This window comes from Rhodococcus triatomae, assembly GCF_014217785.1.
Lineage (GTDB): Bacteria > Actinomycetota > Actinomycetes > Mycobacteriales > Mycobacteriaceae > Rhodococcus_F > Rhodococcus_F triatomae.
This window is the reverse complement of sequence record NZ_CP048814.1, coordinates 4,295,954-4,318,091: the sequence shown is the minus strand read 5'-3', so window position 1 is coordinate 4,318,091 and position 22,138 is coordinate 4,295,954. Positions and strand designations below refer to the sequence as shown.

Genomic DNA, 22,138 nt, shown 5'->3' with positions numbered 1-22,138 from the left:
CTATCGTGCCACCTGGGCCAGCAGACGAGTTGTGGCAGTGGTCGCACTCGCGACGCAGGCCGGGACACCGACTCCGTGCATCCATGCTCCGGCGACCTCGAGCCCGTCGAGTTCGGCCACGGCGGCTTCGACGGCACCCACCTTCTCGTCGTGCCCCGGACCGTACTGCGGCAGTCCCTCGTGCCAGCGCTGGACGAACGAGGCGACCGGCTCCGGCCGTGTCCCGGACACCACCGCGAAGTCCCGGATCGCGGACGCCACCAGCGCCTCGTCGGAGTCGTCGACGACGGCGGAATCACCGAATCTGCCGTACGAGGCGCGCACGAGGGTGACGTCCCGCCGGGCGAGGTGCGGCCACTTCCGGCTCGACAGGGTGAACGCCTTCGCCGTCGCGCCCGGGCCGAGTGGTGAGTCGGTGGCGACGAGGATGCCGGAGTTGTCCGGCACCCGCGCATCGGCCGGCAGCGCCAGCGCCACCACGACAGAGGACGCCAGTGGGATCGCCGCGGCCGCCGCGGCCGCCTCCGGTGCCACGTCGTCGAGCAGTGTCGCGAGTTGGCGGGCAGGCACCGCGAGTACCACGCCGTCGACGTGGCCCACGGGCTCGACGGACCACCCGCCACCGTCTCGGCGCACTCGACCTGCCTCGTCCGTGACGAGGCGGGCACCGGTCGCCGCGACGAGCTCCTCGAGGAGCACGCCGTAGCCGTCGCGCAGGGTGCCGAACACCGGGGTCGACGAGGGAGCGGGCAGCGCCTGTCGCACCGCGGCCGTGAGGCTGCGAGCACCGCCGTCCAGGGCGACGGCGAGGGTGGGCAACGCGGCGCGCACCCCGATCGAATCGGACAGACCCGAATACACTCCGCCGAGCAACGGATCGACCGAGCGCGCCACGACCTGGTCACCGAACCGCGAGCCGACGAGGTCGGCGACCGACCGGTCCGAGCCGGGCACCCAGTCGAGTGGCTCGGTCTCCTCCCGCGCGATCCGCGCCAGCGTCGCGTCGTCGACCAGCCCGACGAGTGATTCGCCGTCGGCAGGGATCCCCATGAGGGTGTGGCGCGGCATCGGGACCGGCCCACCCTGCGACCAGATCAGCGGACTCGCACCCGCCGGGTGCACCAGTTGCTCGGACAACCCCAACTCGTCCACCAGGTCACGGACCTCGGGACGGCGGGCGATGAACGCCTCGGCACCGACGTCGACGGGCCCCCCGGCGAGGTCCACCGTGCGGAGTTTGCCGCCCACGCGACCCGAGGATTCGATCACGACGATGTCCGCGCTCGCGCCGAGCCTGCGCCGCAACCGGTACGCGGCGACCAGCCCGGCGATGCCTCCGCCGACGACCGCGACGGTGGTCACAGCGAGTGCACCAGCGCCACGAGGTCGGTGAGCACGGTCGGGTCGGTGTCCGGCAGCACTCCGTGGCCGAGGTTGAAGATGTGCCCGGTCGCGCCTGCGGCCACCGCGACGTCGGCCTCGGCGGCGATCCGCCGCGCCTCCCGCTCGACCGCCCCTTCACCGGCGAACAGCACCGCCGGATCGAGGTTGCCCTGCAACCCCTTTCCCGGTCCGACCCGTCGCTGAGCGACGTCGAGAGGAATTCGCCAGTCGACACCGACCACGTCGGCCCCGGCCTCCCCCATCGCACCGAGCAGCTCGCCGGTACCGACGCCGAAGTGGATGCGGGGCACCCCCGCGTTCTCGACCTCCGCGAACACCCGTTCCGAGTGCGGGAGCACGAACTCGCGGTACTCGGCCAGCGACAGCGCACCGGCCCACGAGTCGAACAGCTGGACCGCGTCGACGCCCGCGTGCAACTGCGTCTGCAAGAACGTGATGGTGGTGTCCGCCAGCGTGCCGAGCAACGCGTGCCACGTCTTGGCATCCGAGTGCATGAGCGCCTTGGTGCGCTCGTGGTTCCGACTGGGTCCGCCCTCGACCAGATACGACGCCAGCGTGAACGGGGCACCGGCGAAACCGATCAGCGGGGTGTCACCGAGTTCGGCCGTGAGCAGCTGTACCGCCCGGGAGACCGCGCCCACCTGATCGGGGACCAGCCGCGGCAACTCCGCGACATCGGCGATGGTGCGCACCGGTTCCGCGACGACCGGCCCACGTCCCGCGACGATGTCCAGGTCGATCCCGGCCGCCTTCAGCGGAACGACGATGTCGGAGAACAGGATTGCCGCGTCCACACCGTGCCTGCGTACCGGCTGCAGGGTGATCTCGCAGACCAGCTCCGGATCGAAGCAGGATTCGAGCATCCCCACGTCCGCGCGGATCTCCCGGTACTCCGGCAGCGAACGTCCGGCCTGGCGCATGAACCACACCGGACGGCGCGACGGCGTACGCCCCGTCGCGGCGGCCAGGAACGGCGCATCCGGGAGCCGCCTGCGGGACGGGTATTCGGCCCGTTCGGTCATTCCGGCGTTCGTGCTCTCCAACCCGCTCATCCCAGTCCTCGTGTTCTCCGGTGCCCGCAGGCGCGGGCCCCTGGTGTCGGCCTGGCTTCATGCTGCCACGTCGTTCCCGGGCCCCACGTCGCGCCTGCGAGATCACGCGTCGGCGCGCCTCCGTGTACCCGCAGGAGTTCAGGTCTAACGTCCTGCCCCGTGACGACTTCCGGATCGGCCGCGGAGCCGGCCGAGTTTCGGGCCGCCGTCGATGCGATGGGTACGGCCCGGGTCCGCCGCGAGATCGAGGTGGGCCCCATCCGCCCGCCGCAGCGGCTGGCCCCGTACAGCTATGCCGTCGGCGCCGAGGTCGTCCACCCGGAGTCGGACATCGTGCCCGAACAGACCGAGGGCGACGCCTTCGGACGGCTCATCCTGCTCTACGACCCCGAGGGCGACGACGCGTGGAACGGCACCATGCGGCTCGTGGCCTACATCCAGGCCGATCTCGACGCCGCCGTGGCCGCCGATCCCCTGCTCCCCGAGGTCGCCTGGAGCTGGCTCGTCGACGCGCTCGAATCGCGACCGGAACCGATCACGGCTCTCGGTGGCACGGTGACGGCGACGAGTTCGGTCCGCTACGGCGACATCGCCGGACCGCCGCACGCGTACCAACTGGAGCTGCGTGCGTCGTGGACCGCGCAGACCACCGCGCTGGGCAGCCACGTCGAGGCCTTCTGCGAGGTCCTCGCCTACGCCGCGGGTCTACCGCCCGCCGGCATCACCGAGCTCCGCGCGTTCGGCGACTGACTCCTGCTCCGGCTCGGGCATCTGCCGCGCCCAGTCCAGGAACCGGCCGACGGCCTGGACGACCCCGATGCTCCGAAACGACGGGAACACGTCGAACGCATGCTGGGCACCGGGCAATTCCGCGTAGGCCACCGGCCGCTGCGAGACCTCCCGCAGCGCGCCGACGAAGGCCCGCGCCTCGGCGACCGGGATCAGCGAATCGCTGCGGCCGTGGATGACGAAGAACGGTGGAGCGTCCGGGTGGATCCGGGCCAGTGGCGACGCCGCCCGGTAGTCGTCCGGGTAGCGCGCCGAGCGCCCCAGCACCAGCCGCATCAGCGGGCGTCGTTGCCGCACCGCCTCGAGCCCGGTGTCGCCCGCGATGTCGTAGACGCCGTAGTGCGGCACGCATGCCTGCACCGAGGTGTCGGCCTCCTCGAAGCCGGGTTGCAGAGTGCTGTCCCCGGCGGTGAGCGCCACCATCGACGCGAGATGCCCGCCCGCCGAACCTCCGGTGACCGCGACGAACTCCGGGTCGCCTCCGTACTCGGTCGCGTGCTCGCGCAGCCAGGCGAGGGCCCGTTTCGCCGCGATCAGGTGAGCGGGCCATTTCGAGCGCGGCGCGAGCGGATAGTTGATCGCGACGCACACCCACCCTCGCGAGGCCATTTCCTGCATCAACGGCAGGCCCTGCTGGTCCTTGTTGCCGATCACCCAGCCGCCGCCGTGGATCTGCAGCAGGATCGGAGCGCCGGCGGGCATGTCCCGCCGGTGATAGACGTCCAGGCGGTACCGGCGACCACCCGGCGCGTAGTCGAGATTGCGCACCCGCACCACGTCCTCGTTGCGGATACGGAAGGGGTTCGACAGCTGGCGCCACACGGGCCGCCCCACCCGGGTGATTCCGCCCGCCTCGGCGCCGTAGTCCGGCCCCAGTTCCTCTTCGAGCGCACGCTCGGCGACGGCACCGGCACCGCGGCCGGTGCCGATCACCGCACCCAGGCCCGCCACCGACGCGGCGGCGAGGCCGAGGCCGACGCGAGTGGACGTGTCCTTCACACCGTGCCGGACGAGGTGCTGGCCCGCATCGACCGCGGTGAGTACCGCCAGCTGCGGAGCCAGCTCCGCGGTCAGCCACCCGGACATGAACGTCGCGACCGAGGCCGGGGCACCGGGAAGCGGGCGCAGGGCATTGGCGGTCAGGGCGGCGCCGACCACTTGGCGGAGTACGAATCCTCGAGTCACACCACCAGCCTAGAACGGGTTCATTTCGCACGACGCCGACACCGAGGGAACACACCCTCGATCCGCCCTGTTCCACCAGGGTCATTTATCTGTAACCTGGGGTTCCATCCTGATCATCGGACAAAATCTAGAACATGTTCTAGTATGGATGCATGCAGCGACTCAGCGGACTCGACGCCACCTTCCTCTATCTGGAGACCCCGACGCAGCCGCTCCACGTCTGCGGGCTGATCGTCGTCGACCCCACCACGATTCCCGGCGGATACAGCTTCGAGCGGTTCCGCCGCGACCTCGAACTCCGCAGCAGGAGCATCCCCGGGTTCCGGCGGAAGGTGCGGGATTCGCGATGGAACCTCGACCACCCGGTCTGGGAGGTGGACGACGACTTCGACATCGAACGCCACTGCCACCGGGCCACACTGCCCGCGCCACACGGCGACGCCGAACTGCGTGAGCTGTGCGGCGACATCGCGTCGACGCCGCTCGAACGCGATCGCCCGCTGTGGGAGATGTGGGTGATCGAGGGCCTCGCCGACGGGTCGATCGCGATCATGGCGAAGATGCACCACGCGGGGGTCGACGGGGTGACCGGCGCCGACATGATGGGACGGTTGTGCGGGCTCTCCCCGGACACCGCCTGCACCGAACCGGACGCCGAGGGACCGGACGCCGAAGGGCCCGACGCCGAGGAGCTCGGCGCCGTGGACGAGCGCACACCGGGAACGCTGGACCTCGCCGTCGGCGGGCTGGTCGCACTCGCCGCGCGCCCGCTGCGCCTGGTCCGCATGCTGCCGGGCGGGCTGGCGGTTCTGCCGCGCTGGATCGAACGTGCGCGCCGCGGATGCGCGATGCCCGCACCGTTCACCGCGCCACGCACCTCGCTCAACGGCACCATCTCCGGGGAGCGCACGCTGGCCTATACGCAACTCCCGTTCGAGGACGTCCTGCGGGTGAAGCGGGCGTTCGGGGTCACGGTCAACGACGTGGTCCTCACCCTCTGCTCGGCGGCGTTGCGACGTTATCTGCAGGACCGGGACGAACTCCCGGACCGCCCGCTGGTCGCGGTGGTCCCGGTCTCGGTACACGGCAAGTCCGACCGGCCCGGCACCAACCAGGTCTCCGGCATGTTCGCCCGGCTCGCGACGGACATCGCCGATCCGGTGGAACGGCTGCGGACGGTCGGCGCACACAACTCCGTCGTCAAGGACCACAGCGACACTCTCGGCGCCCACCTCCTCCAGGATCTGTCGCAGTTCTCCGGTCATGCCTTGTTCTCCACGGCGATGCGCGTGTACGGCGGTCTCGGCCTGGCCGAGCGCCATCCGGTGATCCACAATCTGGTCATCTCGAACATCCCGGGACCGCCGGTCCCGCTCTACTTCATGGGCGCCCGCATCCGCGGGATGTACCCGTTGGGGCCGATCTTCCACGGCGCCGCACTCAACGTCACCGCGATGTCGCTGGACGGCCACCTCGACATCGGGCTGGTCGGGTGCCGTCGGCTCCTCGGCGCACTGCCCGACCTCGCCGACGCCTTCGGTGAGGCACTGGACGAGCTGGTCGCGGCGGCACGCGCGGAGGTGCCGGAGGCGGTGGGCGCACGGTGACCGCCCTCGCCGCAGCACCCCGATCGCCGAGGTCGAACCCGGGCCGATCGGCCTCGTCGTAGAGTCGAGTTCCATGCACGACCCCACGACCGCGCCCGACTCCCCCGCGGAGTCCGCCACCACGACCGAGCCCACCGCCGTCCCACTGCTGGCGCCCCGCGACGGGGTGCCCGACGTCGTCGCGACGCCGGAGGCGGTCCGCAGGGCCGCCGCGGCACTCGCCGGAGGAACCGGACCGCTGTCCGTCGACGCGGAACGCGCGTCCGGATTCCGCTACTCCGCGCGGGCGTACCTGATCCAGCTGCGCCGCGAGGGCGCCGGAACCGTGCTGCTCGATCCGATCCCGGTGGCCGGGCAACTGGCGCCGCTCGCGGAGGCGATCAACCCGCTCGAATGGGTGCTGCACTCGGCAGATCAGGACCTGCCGGGACTCGCCGAGGTCGGCTTGCGCCCGTCGGTCCTGTTCGACACCGAGCTCGCCGGACGCCTCGCCGGGTTCGAGCGGGTCGGCCTCGCCGCGATCGTGGAGCGCACTCTCGGATTCGAATTGCGCAAGGGGCACGGTGCCGCGGACTGGTCGAAACGGCCACTGCCCGAGGCGTGGCTCAACTACGCCGCGCTGGACGTCGAACTCCTCGTCGAGTTGCGGGCCGCCATGGTCGACGAACTACGGGCGCAGGACAAACTCGAGTGGGCGCGCGAGGAGTTCGAGCACATCCGGCTCGCCGGACCACCGAAGCCGAAGCCGGACCGCTGGCGCCGGACATCACACGTCACGACACTCAAATCGACCCGCCAGCTGGCCGCGGTGCGGGCACTGTGGCAGGCACGGGAGGACATCGCCCGCAAGCGGGACATCTCACCCAGCCGGATCCTGCCGGATTCGGCGATCATCGACGCCGCAGGCAAGGACCCTCGCAGCATCGAGGCGCTGCGGGCGCTGCCGGTGTTCGGCGGCCCCCGGCAGCGCCGGTACAGCCGCGTCTGGCTCGGGGCCCTCGAATCCGCCAGGACGCTGGACGAGTCCGAGCTGCCGCCGCGTACCCCGCCGATCACGGGCCCCCCGCAGGCGAGCCGGTGGGCCCGTACCGACCCCGAGGCCGCCGAGCGGCTCACTGCCGCGCGCGCCGCTCTCGCCGACCTGTCCGAGGCCGTGGCCGTGCCGGTGGAGAATCTCGTGAGCCCGGAACTCGTGCGGCGACTGTGCTGGGACTGGGATCCTGGTAGCGAGGACGCGGCAGCCGTCGTCGACCAGGTCCTCGCCGCGGGAGGGGCACGCGGCTGGCAGCGGACGCTGGCCGGTCCGGTGCTGGCGAAGGTGCTGGCGGACCACTAAGTTACCCGCGGGTAATGCGGGGGTAAGCTGACGGCAGGCCGGACGCTTTTGGCCGTGATCCGGAACCGAACAGCTCCACCAGGAGGAACTCGCGTGGCTTCACCCACCCAACGCAACGTCGTCTTCGTCGACGGCATCCGTACCCCGTTCGGCAAGGCCGGCCCGAAGGGCATCTACGCCGACACCCGCGCGGACGATCTGGTCGTCAAGACCATCCGTGAGCTGCTGCGCCGCAACCCTCAGCTCGATCCGGCCGCGATCGACGAGGTCGCCATCGCCGCCACCACCCAGACCGGCGACCAGGGACTCACCATCGGCCGCACCGCCGCGATCCTCGCCGGCCTGCCCGAGACCGTCCCCGGCTTCGCCATCGACCGCATGTGCGCCGGCGCGATGACCGCCGTCACCACCACCGCGTCGGGCATCGGCTTCGGCCAGTACGACGTCGTGATCGCCGGCGGTGTCGAGCACATGGGCCACCACCCGATGGGCGAGGGCGCCGACCCCAACCCGCGCTTCCTCGCGGACAAGCTGGTCGACCCGAGCGCGCTGGTCATGGGCAACACCGCGGAGAACCTGCACGACCGGTTCCCGTCCATCACCAAGGACCGCACCGACGCCTACGCCGTCGCGTCGCAGAACAAGTACGAGGCGGCGAAGAAGGCCGGTCACATCGGTGACACCCTCGTACCCGTCGCCACCCGCTCCGAGTCGGGCTGGGGCCTGGCCACCGAGGACGAGCCGCCCCGTCCGGGCACCACGCTCGAGGATCTGGCCAAGCTGAAGACGCCGTTCCGCCCCGCGGGCCGCATCACCGCCGGCAACGCCGCGGGTCTCAACGACGGTGCCACCGCGGCACTGCTCGCCGGCGAGGACACCGCCGCCGAGCTCGGCCTGCCCGTCGGCATGCGGATGGTCGGATTCGCCTTCAAGGGCGTCGATCCCGCCGTCATGGGCATCGGCCCGGTCCCCGCGACCGAGAAGCTGCTCGCCCGCACCGGCCTGAAGATCGAGGACATCGGCCTGTTCGAGATCAACGAGGCGTTCGCCGTGCAGGTGCTCGCCTTCCTCGAGCACTTCGGCATCGCCGACGACGACCCGCGGGTCAACCAGTGGGGCGGCGCCATCGCGTGCGGCCACCCGCTCGCCTCCTCCGGCGTACGCCTGATGACGCAGCTGTCGCGGCAGTTCGCGCAGCGTCCCGACGTCCGTTACGGCCTGACCACCATGTGCATCGGTCTCGGCATGGGCGGCACCGTCATCTGGGAGAACCCGAACCACAAGGACTACGAAGCGGGAGTGAAGTAACTCATGTCGGACATCGCCAACGCTTTCACCGACGAGGTCGTCACCCACGCGTACACCAAGCTGGTGTCGGTGCCGGGCCTCGACGGCCAGATTGCCCTCGTCACCCTCGACAACGGGTTCGACCACACCAAGCCGTCGTCCTTCGGGCCGGCCGGTCTCACCGAGTTCAACCGTGCGCTGGACGAGGCGTTCGCGGCGAACCCGGTGGCCGTCGCCGTCACCGGTAAGCCGTTCATCTTCGCCGCCGGTGCCGACCTCAAGGGCGTCCCGGCCATCACCTCGCGCGAGCAGGGCGTCGAGCTCGGCAAGCTCGGGCACGACGTGTTCCGTCGCCTGCGCGAGTCCGAGATCCCGACGTTCGCGTTCGTCAACGGCGTCGCGCTCGGCGGCGGCCTCGAGGTGGCGCTGCACAGCCAGTACCGCACGGTGGCCGACAACGTCGCCGCGCTCGGTCTGCCCGAGGTGTTCCTCGGCTTGGTGCCGGGTTGGGGCGGCACCCAGCTGCTGGCCAACCTCGTCGGGCCGAGCAAGGCCGTGACCCTGGTCATCGAGAACGCGCTCAACCAGAACCGGATGCTCAAGGCGAAGCAGGCCACCGATCTCGGCATCTTCGACAAGCTGTTCGGCTCCGCCGACTTCCTCGAGCAGTCCCTGCTGTGGGCCGCCCAGGTCGTCAAGGGTGAGGTCACCGTGGAGCGCCCCGAGATCGACCGCGGCAAGGAGTGGGACGACGCGATCGCCCGCGCCAAGGCCGTCGTCGAGGGCAAGACCCGCGGCTTCTCCCCCGCCGCGGTGCGTGCCGTCGAGCTGCTCGAGCTGGCCCGCACCACGGACCTCTCGGACACGGCATCGCTCGACGCCGGGTTCGGTGCCGAGGACGAGGCGCTCGCCGACCTGCTGCTCACCGACGAGCTGCGTGCCGGGCTGTACGCGTTCGATCTGGTGAACAAGCGGGCCAAGCGTCCTGCCGGTGCGCCGGACAAGTCGCTCGCGCGCAAGATCACCGGGGTCGGCATCGTCGGCGCCGGCCTGATGGCCAGCCAGCTGGCGCTGCTGTTCGTCCGCCAGCTCAAGGTGCCGGTGATCCTCACCGACATCGACCAGGAGCGCATCGACAAGGGCGTCGGCTACGTCCACAGCGAGATCGACAAGCTGCAGGGCAAGGGCCGGCTGTCCCCGGACGCCGCGAACCGCCTCAAGGCGCTCGTGTCCGGTTCGCTGGACAAGGCCGCGTTCGCGAAGACCGACTTCGTCATCGAGGCCGTCTTCGAGAACATGGACGTCAAGAAGAAGGTGTTCGCGGAGCTCGAGCAGCACATCGCTCCCGAGACGATCCTGGCGACCAACACCTCCTCGCTGTCGATCACCGAGATGGCATCCGAGTTGAAGCACCCGGAGCGGGTCGTGGGCTTCCACTTCTTCAACCCGGTGGCCGTGCTTCCGCTGCTCGAGGTCATCAAGGGCGAGAAGACCGACGATGCCACCCTGGCAACGGCTTTCGCCACCGCGAAGTCGCTGCGCAAGTCCGCGGTGCTGTGCGCCGACAAGGCGGGCTTCGTGTTCAACCGTCTCGTCACCCGCACCCTGGGTGAGGTCATGACGGCTGTCGACGAGGGCACGCCGTTCGACGTCGCGGACAATGCCGTTGCGCCGCTGGGCATGCCGATGTCTCCGTTCACGCTGCTCGCGCTCGTCGGCCCGGCCGTCGCGCTGCACACCGGCGAGACGCTGCACGCCGCCTACCCGGAGCGCTTCACCCCCTCCCCCGGCCTCGAGGCCCTCGTGGAGGCGAAGAAGCCGGGCGTGTGGACCTACGACGCCGAGGGCAAGCAGACCGTCGACCCCGAGGTCGCCGCGCTGTGGCCCCAGGGCGACAAGGCGTCCACCGCGGAAGAGGTGCTCGAGCGCACCCGCCGTGCCTTCGCCGAGGAGATCCGGATCATGCTGGAGGAGGGCGTCGTCGCCGCTCCCGAGGACATCGATCTGTGCCTGATCCTCGGTGGCGGCTTCGGCTTCTGGAACGGCGGCATCACGCCGTACCTGGACCGCGAAGGTGTCTCCGAGGCCGTCAACGGCAAGCGCTTCCTCGAACCCGGGGTCGCCAGCGTCAAGTAGACGATCTCTGTTCGCTGTCACGGGCGTCGCGCGGGAGACCGCGCGGCGCCCGTTGCGTTGTGGTGGGTCGGCGTGTGGCCCCTCGTGGATCCGCACCCCTTTTCCCAACCGTGCTCTCGAACCTTCGACGGCGAGGCTCGGACCATCCGCGCGGATTGCGTTATCCACAGGGCCGATTCCATCCACAGGTGGGCTCTCCGACCGCGGGGCGCGCCCCTCGCGCGTGTCACTGTCGAGCCATGCAGTGGGTGACGACGAACGGAATCATCCGGCGGCGTGAGGCGATCGCGCACGGATTCACGGACGAGGAGCTCTGGCGGGGGCGACGACGCGGGGAGCTCGTCTCGATCGGGCACGGCGCGTACGCCGAGGCGGACACGTACGCGCCACTGGACGCTACGGCGCGGCATCGGCTCGCCGTCGCTGCGGTCGCGGCCCGGACGACGAACGGTGCCGCCGTCAGCCACGCGTCCGCGGCCGTGTTGCACGGACTCGATACCTGGAACCTGGATTTCGACCGTGTCCACCTCACCGTGAGCCGACGCTCCGGCGGAAAGATCGGGGCCAGGCGCACCTTGCACGCGGCACGGCTGCGGCCGGACGAGGTCACCGACATCGGTGCCCTACCCGTGACCACGGTGACGAGGACGGTGATCGACCTCGCCTGCACGGTCGGATTCGAAGAAGCCGTGGTCGTCGGAGATCACGCGATCCGCTCCGGGGCGACAACCCCTGACGACTTACAGCGCGCGCTCGAGCAGGCGCGCGGGCGAACGGGCATTTCCGGGGCGCGCCGCGTCGTCGCGTTTCTCGACGGCCGAAGCGAGAGTGTCGGCGAATCCCGGAGCCGGGTGCTCCTGCATTGGCTGCAGCTCCCGAAACCTGAACTGCAGCAACCTGTCCACGATATCCACGGCAACCTGATCGGGCGCGTCGACATGCTCTGGTGCGACCAGGGCGTCGTCGGCGAGTTCGACGGCATGGCCAAGTATTCGATGGTTCCCGGCAGGACCGAATGGGACGTCTTCCGGGCCGAGAAGGCGCGCGAGGACGCGCTGCGCGCCGTCGGCTTCGTCGTCGTGCGGTGGAACTGGGCGGACTTGTCCTCGCCGGAGCGGCTGCGGGTAGCGATCGAGCGCGCCTTCGCCGTCGCGCGCCACTACCCGCGCCGATAGTTCCAGCCTCGCCCTCGAAGGTTCGAGAGCACGGCTGGAACAATCGGTGCAGATGAGTGGGCGGTGCCACGCACGGCTACCTGCGCACTTGTCGGAGCCGCGTGACAGCATGTGGGCTCGAGCACGAGAGACGATCGAGAGGAGCACCCGTGTCTGCAACGGCCGCCGTGCACCGTCTCGTCCGTCAACGGGACGCCCACGCCGGCTGGGCACTACTTCGCGCGGACAACGCCCATGCGATCCTCGCGCTACTGACCCGGCATTTCGGCCAGGAGATTCGGCGGCGGCCGGCGCCGGAGTTGTTCGAGTTGCTCGACGACGATCTCCAGGAACTCCGGGAATCCGGCTTTCACCTTCCACGTACCGGTCAGGGATACTGCACTGACTGGGTCCGGGCCGGATTCCTCCAGCGCAGGGCGGACGGCGCTGCCCGCGAGGAGACACTCGAACCCACGGATGGCGCCTACGCGGCGATGACGTTCGTCGAGGGGCTGACGGCACCGGTCAGTGCTGCCACCGAGTCCCGGTTGGCGACGCTGTCCACACAGTTGCAGTCTCTCGCCCGGGATTCGGACCCTCGTAGCGAGACGCGCATGTCGGCACTGCGCGCTGAGCGCGACGACATCGACCGACAGATCACTGCGGTCGAGAAGGGCGAGTTCGCGGTCCTCGACGGCGCCCGCGCCCTCGAGCGTTCCGCAGAGATCCTGCACCTGGCCTCGGAGGTTCCGGGAGACTTCGCGCGAGTGCGGGCAGGCTTCGAAGAACTCAACAGGGATCTTCGCGCTCGTATTCTCGAGGACGACTCCGGTCGCGGCGACACTCTCGGCGACGTATTCCGCGGCGTCGACTTGATCGGGCAGTCCGACGCCGGGCGAAGCTTCACCGCCTTCTACGACACCATCCTCGATCCGGCGCGCTCGTCACAGATCGACGACTGGATCGAGTCGATCCTTGCCCGCCCTTTCGCCGCACAGCTCGACGCCGACCAACTGCGCAGATTTCGGCGGTTGCTCACCGATATGGAAGCTGCTGCCGCAGAGGTGCACTCGACGATGTCGTCGCTGTCGCGATCGTTGCGACACTTCGTGCAATCCCGCGCGTACGAGGAGCACCGTCATCTCCAGCGGCTACTCCGCAACGCGCAACACAAGGCGGTCGACGTCGCTCGTGTCCGTAAGCCGTTCGACAACCTTGATCTCCACCTCATCCGTGTCGGTATGAGTATCGAATCCGTCGCCGCATTCGCGCTCCACAATCCCAGCGACGATCTCGTCACCGTCAAGGTCGATACTCCTCCCACCGGAGTCGTCGATCTCGAGGAATTGCGCCGGCTGGTCCGCGAGTCCGAGATCGATTTCGACGAGCTCACCGCGAACGTGGCGGCGACGCTTCGCGCACGGGGACGTGCCTCCGTGGCCGACGTACTCGCCGTCCACCCCGCCACCCAGGGCCTCGCGAGTGTGGTCGGGTTGATGGCGCTCGCCAGCCGGTACGGGCACTCCACCACCGACACCGATCTTGTCGAGTGGACGTCGACGGCCGGCATCACACGCCGTGCCGTCATCCGCCGCCAACTGTTCGATCCGACGGCCGCGGAGTTCCGCCGCCAGGAAGGATCCTCACAGGGATGACCTCCATCGACATCGCTCCAGATGACACCGACGACCGTGGGCTCTACCCGGACGACCGCAGCGAACTCGACCTCCCCACGCGGCGCGCGCTGGTGCAGTTACTCAAGGGTCCGCTGATCACGTCAGCCAGACATCCCGAGATCTGGCGAACCGTGGTTCGCGAGGAGCGTCTACTGCGCTCACGCCTCGCCGACCTCTTCCTCGTTCTCGTCATCGACGACGAGAACGAACTCGCGTTGACCCGACCCGCCGACACCGGAGAGCTGAACACCCCGGCGGTGCTACGCACCGAACGTCTGACATTCATGGACACGGTCATGCTTCTCGCATTGCGGCAACGTCTCCTGCAGGCGCAGCCTGGCGAGCGCGTCATCGTCGACCGTGACGAGATCGCCGAGCAACTCGAGGTGTACCGGGGATCGGACAACACCGATCCCAGCGGGTACGCCCGGCGTGTCAACGCCTCGTGGTCCAAACTGGACAAATACTCGATCCTGTCCAAGACCTCGACCGAGGATCGGAGGGAGATCTCGCCGGTCCTGCGGCAGCTGTTCGATGCCGACCAGATCACACTGGTATCCAAGGAGTTCCGACGCATCCTCGAGGGGGACGGCGCGTGAGTGTGCACCCCGGTCAATTCCGGCTGGCGCGCGTGCAGGTCGTGAACTGGGGAACTCTGCACGGCTACCGAGACATCCCCGTCGCACGCCGGGGATTCCTGATCACCGGTAGTTCGGGCTCCGGGAAGTCCACGCTGATCGATGCTGTCTCCGCAGTGTTGATGCCAGGAGATCGGGTCCAATTCAATGCGGCAGCACAGGAATCCGGCAAGTCGGGACGAAATCTGGTCAGCTACCTGCGTGGGGCGTGGCGCCGGGAGGCGGGTACGGAGACCGATGGTCTGGTTGCCTCCTACCTGCGAGAGGGTGCCACGTGGAGTGCCATCGTACTGACCTACCGCTCCGGTGACGACCACCCTCCGGTCACGCTGGTGAAGCTGATGCACCTGGCCCGGGGCCGGAACGCAGTGTCCGACATCACGCATCTTCATGTGATTCTCGACGACGAACTCGATGCACGCGATCTCGAGGCATTCACGGGCCGTGGAATCGACAATCGTGCCATTCGACGGCGATGGCCGTCCGCGAGCGTCAACCCGTCCTACGCTCCATTTGCCCGCAGCTTCCGTTCCAAGTTGGGCATCGAGAGCGAGGCGGCGCAGCGGCTCCTGCACCGCACGCTGTCGGCGAAGAGCCTCGGTAGCCTCGATCAACTGTTCCGCGACTACATGCTCGACGCGCCTTCCACGATCGGTATGGCAGACCGCGCCGTCGGCCAGTTCCACGACCTACGCGAGGCGCACCGTGTCGTCGTCGATGCGCGCGAACAGATCGAGGCCCTCACGCCGCTGGATCAACTGTCCGTGGCCCGCCGAAGCACCTCGGCCGCCCTGTCCGACACCGACGACGAACTCTCCCACCTGGACGCCGTCCGTGCCCAACGCTCCCTCGAACTACTCCTCGACGAGCAGGCCGAGCTTGCGGCCCGCACGGCACTGCTCGACGAGTCCGCACGCGAGGCGGAGGAAGCGGCCCGGCGCGCCCGCGAACACACTCTCGATCTGCGCGTGCGGCTCGAGGGAATCGACGGTGGCCGACTGTCGACACTTCAGGCGCAGCGTGATGCCGAGGCACGGGTCGTCGCGCAGGTGCGGCTCCGACGTGATCGTGTGATCGAAGCGGTGTCCGTCTGGCAAGGTTCGCCACCGGCCAGTGCCGAGGACTTCCTCAGCCTCCGCAGCGATCTCGAGGATCAGCTTGCTCAGTCGAGCAGCGGACACGAGGAACGCCGCCGCGACGTCTATGAGATCTCCCATCGTCGTGCCGAACAGATCCGCGCACGCGAACGCGCCATTGCCGATCGCGAAGCCCTGGCACACCGAACGTCCAACATCGATCCATCGCTGTTGCGGGTGCGGGAACTGGTGTGCTCGGCCACCGGGCTCACCGAGGACCAATTGCCGTTCGCCGGCGAGTTGATCGCCGTGCGCGACGAGTACACCGACTGGAGCGGCCCGATCGAACGAGTTCTCGGCGGTCTCGCTCGAACCCTCCTCGTTCCGGAGACGCTGTATCGCGCGGCGTCCTCGGCAGTCGACGGCGCGCACCTCGGTACCCGTCTGGTCTACCGCCGGATTCGCACCGGCGACGACGCGCCGACACCCCAGTCCGGCGTCCAGTCATTGGTCCGTCGTCTGGACGTTGCCGAAGGCCCGTTCGCCCGCTGGATCCATCGCCACCTCGCCGAACAGTACGATTACGCGTGCGTGGAGACCGCTGAGGATTTCCCCGATCACCGCCGAGCCGTCAGCCGGGGCGGGCAGGTCAAGCATTCCGCTGAACGCCATGAGAAGGACGACCGTCGACACATCGACGACCGCAGCCGTTGGGCTCTCGGCTTCGACAACGAGCCCAAACTCACCGACCTACGGCGACGAATCGACGAACTCGAGAAGGACATCTCGGGTCTCACCGCCCGGCTCGAGGATCTCGATCGTCGGGATCAGTCGGTTGCCCACCAGAATCGGGCTGCGCAAACCGTTCTCGATGCCCAGTGGAGTGACATCGATCTCGCCTCCGCCGAGGCCGCGCTGGCTGCCGTCGAGTCGCGGCTTACGCACTGGCAGCAGGACAACCCGGAGCACGAGGCGCTGCGGCACGCGGTCTCCGCCGCGAACACTGCCGAAGCCGAAGCAGCCAAAGCTCATGCGAGCGCCGAGTCGCTGCTGGTCGCACACCGGAAGCATTACTCCGACGTCGAGACGCGGATTGCGGAAGCGCAGGGCGCCGCGACCGCTCCGGTTCCCGAGGAGGTCGCCGCCAGGATCGATTCCCGGCTGGCACGCGTGTCCAGACGTATGACGGCGACGAGCATCGACGGCGCGATGTACAAGGTCCAACAGCAGATCACCGCCGAGAACAGGAGAGCGCGAGAAGAGTTGTGAGGTGCCGGAACTTTCTCGGACAGCGACCCAAAGTAAGATTTGGGTGACTGAACGGAGTTGTTTGTGGCACAGAAGAAGTCGCGTCAGTTCAGCCCGGAGTTCCGGGAAACGGCGGCACGTGAGGTGTTCGAGAAGTCTCGGCCGATCGCCGATGTCGCGCGCGATTGCGGGGTAACCGATCAGACGATCCGGAACTGGGTGAAACAGCTCCAGCGCACGAACTCGGCAGCGGATACCGGGTTGTCTTTGCCGGAACGTGCCCGCTTGAAGGAATTGGAGCGGCGGGTCCGGGAACTGGAGGACGAGAACCGCTTCCTGGGAAAATCGGTGGCCTTCTTCGCGAAGAAGCACCGGTAACGGTCAAGTACGCGTTCATCGCGTCCGAAGAAGGCAATTACGCTGTGGTCGATATGTGCCGGTGGGCAGGAGTTTCCCGCTCAGGATTCTATGACTGGCGAAGCCGGAAACCCTCGGCCACCGCGCGGTGGCGGGAAATCCTCGAAGCAGAAGTCCGGTTCTGCTTCGATCATTCCGACAGCACCTACGGTTACCGCCGCGTCCACGCCCAGCTCGCCCGGTGGGGAACCCAGGTCGATCCGGACACCGTTCGGAAAATCATGCGTGAGCTGGGGTTGGTGCCGTGCCAGCCCCGGCCGTTCCGACCGGTCACCACCATCGCCGGCGACGCCGCCGACCTGCCCGACCTGGTGGCACGCGACTTCACCGCCGACGCGCCGGGACGCAAGCTCGTCGGTGACATCACCTATATCCGTACCTGGGAAGGGTGGCTTTATCTGGCCACCGTGCTCGACTGCTATTCGAAGAAGGTGATCGGGTACGCGATGGCGGACCATATGCGCACCGAATTGGTGACCGACGCCCTGCGCATGGCCATCCGGAACCTGCCCATCATGGTCGAAGGAACAATATTCCACAGCGACCGCGGCAGCCAGTACCTTTCCGCTGAATTCGCCTCAGTGGCACAAGAACTCGGCATCGTGCGATCGGTAGGCCGCACGGGAACTTGCTATGACAATGCCTGGGCGGAATCTTTCAATGGAACCCTGAAGAATGAGCGCGTGAACCGCACTCAATACCCGACCCGGGAACACGCTCGAAGGGATATCACCCGCTATATCGAGTTGCGGTACAACCAGATTCGTCTGCACTCCGGAATTGACTACCACACGCCGAACGAAGTAGAGTCCGCGTGGTTCCAGCAGAATCAGGCGGCTTGAGATAACCAAATCTCGCTGTCCGAGAACTTTCCAGCCCCTCATTGTCGACGACGAATGCACGCATCATCGGCGTCCTCACGAAGTACCTGGCCGGCTGGTCCGGGCGTGGTGGCGACCTGCGCCCCGAACCCGAGTACGTCGACGACGCACTCGCGCTGCTCCAGAGGCTGCGGGCAGACGGGCTTCCCCGGTACGAGGAGAGGTTCTTCGAGCTCCTCGACGACCAGTCTTCTCGGAACATCGGGGAGCTCGCGCGTGCGATCCGCAGGGCGCCCGGTGAGATTCGTTCCCGCATCGACCCGGTGAACGAATCACTGCGCCGCTCACCGTTCGATCGGGACCGATGGCTGAGGATCGATGTGCGTGAACGTCGTTCTCCGGCTGCGGCCGAATTCCTCGACAGCTTGAACAGAATCACCAGCGGCGAGTGGACGGAGGAGGACCGTCCGGCATCGGAACAACGTTTCACTCACATGTCTGCGGTATTGGACCGGCTCGCCTCCAGCGAACCTGCTGATCAACGATGGCGTCGGCAGGTACTGGACACCCGCCTGCACGTCGGGTTCGTCGGAGTGGAGGTGGACTCTGACGGCGAGGTGCGCAACTATCACGATTCCAGCTCCGGCCTGTCCGGCGGACAGGCTCAGAAGCTGGTGTTCTTCTGTCTTGCCGCGGCCTTGCGGTATCAGTTGGCGCCAGACGGTGCGGAGCGTCCACGCTATGGCACGGTGATCCTCGACGAAGCCTTCGACCGAGCCGACTCCGCCTACACGCGGCGCGCGCTGGACGTGTTCGCACAGTTCGGTTTTCACATGGTTCTCGCCACCCCGTTGAAACTGCTCCAGACCCTCGAGGAGTACATCGGAGGCGCTGCGACAGTCAGCAACAGCGACGGCCGCAGCTCACACATCGCGATCATCGATTGGGAGAACGCCGAACGGGGGAATGTCGCAGACGAGGTGCCCGCAACCCGGGAGGCGGGCATCCGGTGAAGCACCTACCACCCGTTCCGATATCTGCAGTCGCTGCCAAGGCGTCGACCGCATACCGATCGCGGCGACAACGCTGGCTCGCAGATCCTGTCGCCGCCGGATCCGATTCGCTGTCGATTGCTCTGCATCCGCCGACGGAGAATCGAGTCCACGAGGATCCCGACGGCGCGCGAGCGTGGGTGCGTACCTGGCTTGATTACGCCGGGGCCGGGACAGTGGAGTGGGCCACCCGCCGCTGGCCGAGCTACGGAACGCAAGAGGTTCCGATTCGGATCGAGTTGAGGGGCGCTGAACAGATCGCGCGGTCCGCAGGCGTGGGCACGCAGTGGGGCACGCTACTCGACCGTCGCGCTCGGTTGCTGGGATCCACAACGGATTCGCGCGCTGCCCTTGCCGTCTCGTCGACTGTCGCGAAGTGGGAGACGCTGACCGACACCGATTTCGATCGCCTGCTCGCCACGCTGACGTGGCTGCTCGAGAACCCGCACTCGGCACTGCTGATTCGACAGCTCCCGATTCCCGGTGTGCACACCAAGTGGGTGGGTAACCGTCGCGGACTGCTCGAATCTCTCCTCGAGGGATTCCGCGGCAGCCGCGACCTGGGCATTCGAACATTGCCGACACTTGCTGACGTCGCGGTACTCGACCGTCGCCTACTGCCCGGTGCACCGCGGGTGTTCGCGGCGTCACTCGACGAGTTGGCTGCGCTGCCCTTGGCACCGAAAGTGGTTCTGGTTCTCGAGAACAAGGAGTGCATACATGCACTTCCTGACCGCACCGCCACGATGGCCATCCACGGCAACGGCTACTCGGTGACCGAGTTGATCTCCCTACCGTGGCTCCCCCGGGCCGAGGTCTGGTATCGGGGAGATCTGGATACTCACGGATTCGCCATCCTCCACCGGTTCCGGCACCACATTCGCGACGTCCGCAGCCTGATGATGAACCCGGACACCCTGAACCGATGGAAAGATCTGGCAGTGCCGGAGCCGAAGCCCACCGGAGTGGAACTCACCGACCTCACGCCGGACGAGTTCTCGGCATGGGAAATGGTGCGCGCGGAGAACCTGCGACTCGAGCAGGAGCGCATCCCGTGGCCGTACGTTCTGGGAAACCTCGAGCGGATGTCCTGAGTCTGGAACGGTCCGAGAGCCCGGATGCTCGTACTTTGTTCGGCCTTCGCCCTCGAAGGTTCGAGAGCACGGCTGGAACAATCGGTGCACATGAGTGGGCAGCGACTCTACGGCAGGCCGTCGAGGTCGTAGTCGACGACGACCGGTGCGTGGTCACTGATCCGGCGGTCCGGCGCCGGATCTCGATCGGTGCCCGCGGAGATCGACGCGCGGGCGAGAGCGGGAGTGGCGAGGTGGTAGTCGATGCGCCACCCCACGTCGTTGGCGAAGGACTGCCCCATCCACGACCACCACGAGTACGGGCCGTCGACGTCCGAGTGATGGCGGCGCACCACGTCCACCAAGGTGCGCGGGGACACGATCGAGGAGAACCATTCGCGTTCCTCGGGGAGGAATCCTTCGGCCTGGTTGCTGCGGCGCCAGTTGCGCACGTCGTGGCGGGTGTGGGCGATGTTGAGGTCGCCCATCAGCAGGAACTCCCGGCCCGCCGCGCGGGCGGTGCGCCGCGAGCGGGCGAGTTGACGGGCGAACGCATCGAGGAAGCGAATCTTGCGTTGGTATCGTGCTCCCCCGTCCGGGGCCTCCCGCATGCGTCCTGGCTTCTGCAGGTGCTCGGGCAAACCGCCCTTGGGGAGGTAGAGGGAAGCGACGGTGATCGGCGCGTCCGCGAGATCGACCTCGACGTAGCGTCCCTGATCCGCGAACTCCTTCAGCCCCCGAGCGAGCGGAGCGGCCTCGAGGTCGATCGCCTCGACATGATCGTCGCCGGGATGGCGCAGTAGAGCCGTTCCACTCCACGACCGCACCGCCTCGGGCTCCTTGCGGGTGAGGACGGCGACGCCGTTCCGGCCGGGAACCGTGCCTTCCTCGTAGGTGAGATGGTGCTCGCCGAAGACCCCGTCCGGGATCGCCGACGCCGGAGCGCGCACCTCCTGCAGGGCGACGACATCGGGCGAGCGGGCTCGCAGCCAGTCCTCGAAGCCGCGGCGCTGCGCCGCACGGATCCCGTTGATGTTGAACGTCGCGATACGCACGACAGTCGAGTCTAGATGCGGGCGAGTCTAGATGCGGGTGCCGGAACGCGGACAGCTCACCTGATCGCCGCCGCCACCCGGCCGGCCCTCTCGAAGTCGATCTCCATTCGATCAGCCATCACACACCTGTCGGATAAAGGTGAAGTGCCGCCACACTGATCTGGACTCGGCTCCCGTAGTCGACTGGGCCTGAGTCCCACTCCACGAGCACCACACCCGGCCGGAGGTCGAGCACCACCACTCCCATATCCGGCTCGGCCAGCACGACACCGGTCACCACAAGCTTCCCGCCTCGGACCGCTACTCCGGTCGGCAGGTTCGAATCGGCCACACGATGACCTGTCACTACTTCGGGGATATCGAGTTCGACGTCCACCTGACCGCCTGCGGCATCGATGTCTTCGCCGTCCCACACCGCGTCGAACGCGACTCCATCCCGACGTACCCGGACGAGATGGCCACGTCGCGCGACGCCGCCGAGCTCAACTTTCACCCGGATCTCCTTCGGCGACTCGCGATCTCGCTTCAGCTCTCGGAACCGACACCAGACTTCGTATCCCAATGAAACTACGCCGACTTCAGGAGCTTCGACACTCACCGTGACGATCTCGGCATCGACTGAAACGGGGTACGGGCCATCACCGGCACCAGGTTCACGTCTTCATCCAACAGCAGCCGACTCCGCGATTCGCCGCTACTGTGGCTGTCGTGACTGCTGATCGGACCTGCTCCGTGGTGGTGGTCGATGCGGCCAACGTCGTCGGCTCCCGACCGGACGGCTGGTGGCGCGACCGGCGTGCCGCCAACGAGCGCCTACGCGATGCGCTGGCCGACCTCGTCCACACCGGTATCGCAGACTTGGCGCCGCCCGTGACCGTCGTACTCGTCGTGGAGGGCGCCGCCCGCGGTGTCGATTCCACTCCTACTGTTCAGGTGGTCAGCGCCTCCGGTTCAGGCGACGATCGAATAGTCGAACTCGTGGCCGAGCTGGAAGGTCGCCGATGTGTCGTGGTCACCGCCGACCGGGAACTGCGTACGAGAGTGGAAGCACTCGGTGCAGACGTGACGGGCCCACGGAGCGTTCTCCCGGCAGATCGCTCCCGCGGGAACAATCGAACTAGTTGATTGTTGA

The 22,138-nt window shown here is 67.9% G+C and carries 18 protein-coding genes; 13 read left to right on the top strand and 5 right to left on the bottom strand.

Annotated features, from left to right (window positions below):
• Both G4H71_RS20500 and hemE read right to left on the bottom strand, forming a co-directional pair.
• Entirely contained in the window at positions 1-1,362 is a 1,362-nt protein-coding gene (locus tag G4H71_RS20500) for a protoporphyrinogen oxidase (protein ID WP_072738111.1), read from the bottom strand.
• Positions 1,359-2,426 (bottom strand): uroporphyrinogen decarboxylase, encoded by a 1,068-nt coding sequence (hemE, locus tag G4H71_RS20495; protein ID WP_174561850.1) that lies wholly within the window; start codon positions 2,424-2,426, stop codon positions 1,359-1,361. The genes G4H71_RS20500 and hemE overlap by 4 nt, the downstream gene beginning before the upstream one ends.
• 189 nt (positions 2,427-2,615) lie before the next feature.
• Between hemE and G4H71_RS20490 the strand changes: the two genes are divergently transcribed.
• Complete coding sequence (locus tag G4H71_RS20490) at positions 2,616-3,206, top strand: DUF3000 domain-containing protein (RefSeq protein WP_072738109.1); 591 nt, start codon at positions 2,616-2,618, stop codon at positions 3,204-3,206.
• Here the strand turns inward: G4H71_RS20490 and G4H71_RS20485 are convergent.
• Positions 3,162-4,430 (bottom strand): alpha/beta hydrolase, encoded by a 1,269-nt coding sequence (locus tag G4H71_RS20485; RefSeq protein ID WP_072738108.1) that lies wholly within the window; start codon positions 4,428-4,430, stop codon positions 3,162-3,164. The two genes, G4H71_RS20490 and G4H71_RS20485, sit on opposite strands and share 45 nt — an antisense overlap.
• A 152-nt stretch (positions 4,431-4,582) precedes the next feature.
• Between G4H71_RS20485 and G4H71_RS20480 the strand changes: the two genes are divergently transcribed.
• The 11 genes from G4H71_RS20480 (at position 4,583) to G4H71_RS20430 (ending at position 19,972) form a co-directional block, all read left to right on the top strand.
• Positions 4,583-6,037 (top strand): WS/DGAT/MGAT family O-acyltransferase, encoded by a 1,455-nt coding sequence (locus G4H71_RS20480; RefSeq protein WP_072738107.1) that lies wholly within the window; start codon positions 4,583-4,585, stop codon positions 6,035-6,037.
• A gap of 73 nt (positions 6,038-6,110) precedes the next feature.
• On the top strand, positions 6,111-7,373 hold the full coding sequence (locus G4H71_RS20475) for an HRDC domain-containing protein (RefSeq protein WP_072738106.1): 1,263 nt from the start codon (positions 6,111-6,113) through the stop codon (positions 7,371-7,373).
• 93 nt (positions 7,374-7,466) lie between these two features.
• Entirely contained in the window at positions 7,467-8,681 is a 1,215-nt protein-coding gene (locus G4H71_RS20470) for a thiolase family protein (RefSeq protein WP_072738105.1), read from the top strand.
• A gap of 3 nt (positions 8,682-8,684) precedes the next feature.
• Positions 8,685-10,796 carry a 3-hydroxyacyl-CoA dehydrogenase NAD-binding domain-containing protein gene (locus G4H71_RS20465; RefSeq protein ID WP_072738104.1) on the top strand — a complete coding sequence of 704 codons (2,112 nt, stop codon included), beginning with the start codon at positions 8,685-8,687 and terminating at the stop codon, positions 10,794-10,796.
• Between the two features lie 239 nt (positions 10,797-11,035).
• A complete protein-coding gene (locus G4H71_RS20460; protein WP_072738103.1) occupies positions 11,036-11,971 on the top strand; it encodes a type IV toxin-antitoxin system AbiEi family antitoxin domain-containing protein in 936 nt (311 codons plus the stop codon).
• A 149-nt stretch (positions 11,972-12,120) separates the two neighbouring features.
• Positions 12,121-13,605 carry a DUF3375 domain-containing protein gene (locus G4H71_RS20455; RefSeq protein WP_072738102.1) on the top strand — a complete coding sequence of 495 codons (1,485 nt, stop codon included), beginning with the start codon at positions 12,121-12,123 and terminating at the stop codon, positions 13,603-13,605.
• Entirely contained in the window at positions 13,602-14,225 is a 624-nt protein-coding gene (locus tag G4H71_RS20450; RefSeq protein WP_072738101.1) for a DUF4194 domain-containing protein, read from the top strand. Before G4H71_RS20455 ends, G4H71_RS20450 begins: the two co-directional genes overlap by 4 nt.
• Positions 14,222-16,609, top strand: coding sequence for an ATP-binding protein (locus G4H71_RS20445; protein ID WP_246442725.1), 2,388 nt, complete (start codon positions 14,222-14,224; stop codon positions 16,607-16,609). The genes G4H71_RS20450 and G4H71_RS20445 overlap by 4 nt, the downstream gene beginning before the upstream one ends.
• 63 nt (positions 16,610-16,672) lie before the next feature.
• Positions 16,673-17,847 (top strand): IS3 family transposase gene (locus G4H71_RS20440; RefSeq protein ID WP_185280442.1). Its coding sequence is split into 2 segments (ribosomal slippage): positions 16,673-16,928 and positions 16,928-17,847, totalling 1,176 coding nucleotides; the frame shifts between segments, so codons are not numbered across the junction.
• Positions 17,848-17,888: 41 nt separating this feature from the next.
• Positions 17,889-18,839: an SbcC/MukB-like Walker B domain-containing protein gene (locus G4H71_RS20435; protein WP_083343349.1), complete on the top strand. Its 951-nt coding sequence runs from the start codon at positions 17,889-17,891 to the stop codon at positions 18,837-18,839.
• Positions 18,836-19,972 (top strand): DUF3322 domain-containing protein, encoded by a 1,137-nt coding sequence (locus G4H71_RS20430; protein ID WP_072740399.1) that lies wholly within the window; start codon positions 18,836-18,838, stop codon positions 19,970-19,972. Before G4H71_RS20435 ends, G4H71_RS20430 begins: the two co-directional genes overlap by 4 nt.
• A 107-nt stretch (positions 19,973-20,079) precedes the next feature.
• On the opposite strand, the gene G4H71_RS20425 is transcribed toward G4H71_RS20430, so the two are convergent.
• Entirely contained in the window at positions 20,080-21,006 is a 927-nt protein-coding gene (locus G4H71_RS20425) for an exodeoxyribonuclease III (protein ID WP_072740398.1), read from the bottom strand.
• 118 nt (positions 21,007-21,124) lie between these two features.
• The gene (locus G4H71_RS20420) at positions 21,125-21,604 is read right to left on the bottom strand and encodes a hypothetical protein (RefSeq protein ID WP_185280473.1); all 480 of its coding nucleotides are present in this window, start codon (positions 21,602-21,604) and stop codon (positions 21,125-21,127) included.
• Positions 21,605-21,714: 110 nt separating this feature from the next.
• On the opposite strand from G4H71_RS20420, the gene G4H71_RS20415 reads away from it, so the two are divergent.
• Positions 21,715-22,131: a PIN domain-containing protein gene (locus G4H71_RS20415; protein ID WP_174561902.1), complete on the top strand. Its 417-nt coding sequence runs from the start codon at positions 21,715-21,717 to the stop codon at positions 22,129-22,131.
• Positions 22,132-22,138 lie beyond the last annotated feature (7 nt).

What these genes read in the sequence shown, in the direction of transcription:
- G4H71_RS20480 (WP_072738107.1), top strand. Translation starts at nt 4,583, where the DNA reads ATGCAGCGACTCAGCGGACTCGACGCCACCTTCCTCTATCTGGAGACC.
- G4H71_RS20450 (WP_072738101.1), top strand. Translation starts at nt 13,602, where the DNA reads ATGACCTCCATCGACATCGCTCCAGATGACACCGACGACCGTGGGCTC.
- G4H71_RS20475 (WP_072738106.1), top strand. Translation starts at nt 6,111, where the DNA reads ATGCACGACCCCACGACCGCGCCCGACTCCCCCGCGGAGTCCGCCACC.
- G4H71_RS20460 (WP_072738103.1), top strand. Translation starts at nt 11,036, where the DNA reads ATGCAGTGGGTGACGACGAACGGAATCATCCGGCGGCGTGAGGCGATC.
- G4H71_RS20465 (WP_072738104.1), top strand. Translation starts at nt 8,685, where the DNA reads ATGTCGGACATCGCCAACGCTTTCACCGACGAGGTCGTCACCCACGCG.
- hemE (WP_174561850.1), bottom strand. Translation starts at nt 2,426, where the DNA reads ATGACCGAACGGGCCGAATACCCGTCCCGCAGGCGGCTCCCGGATGCG.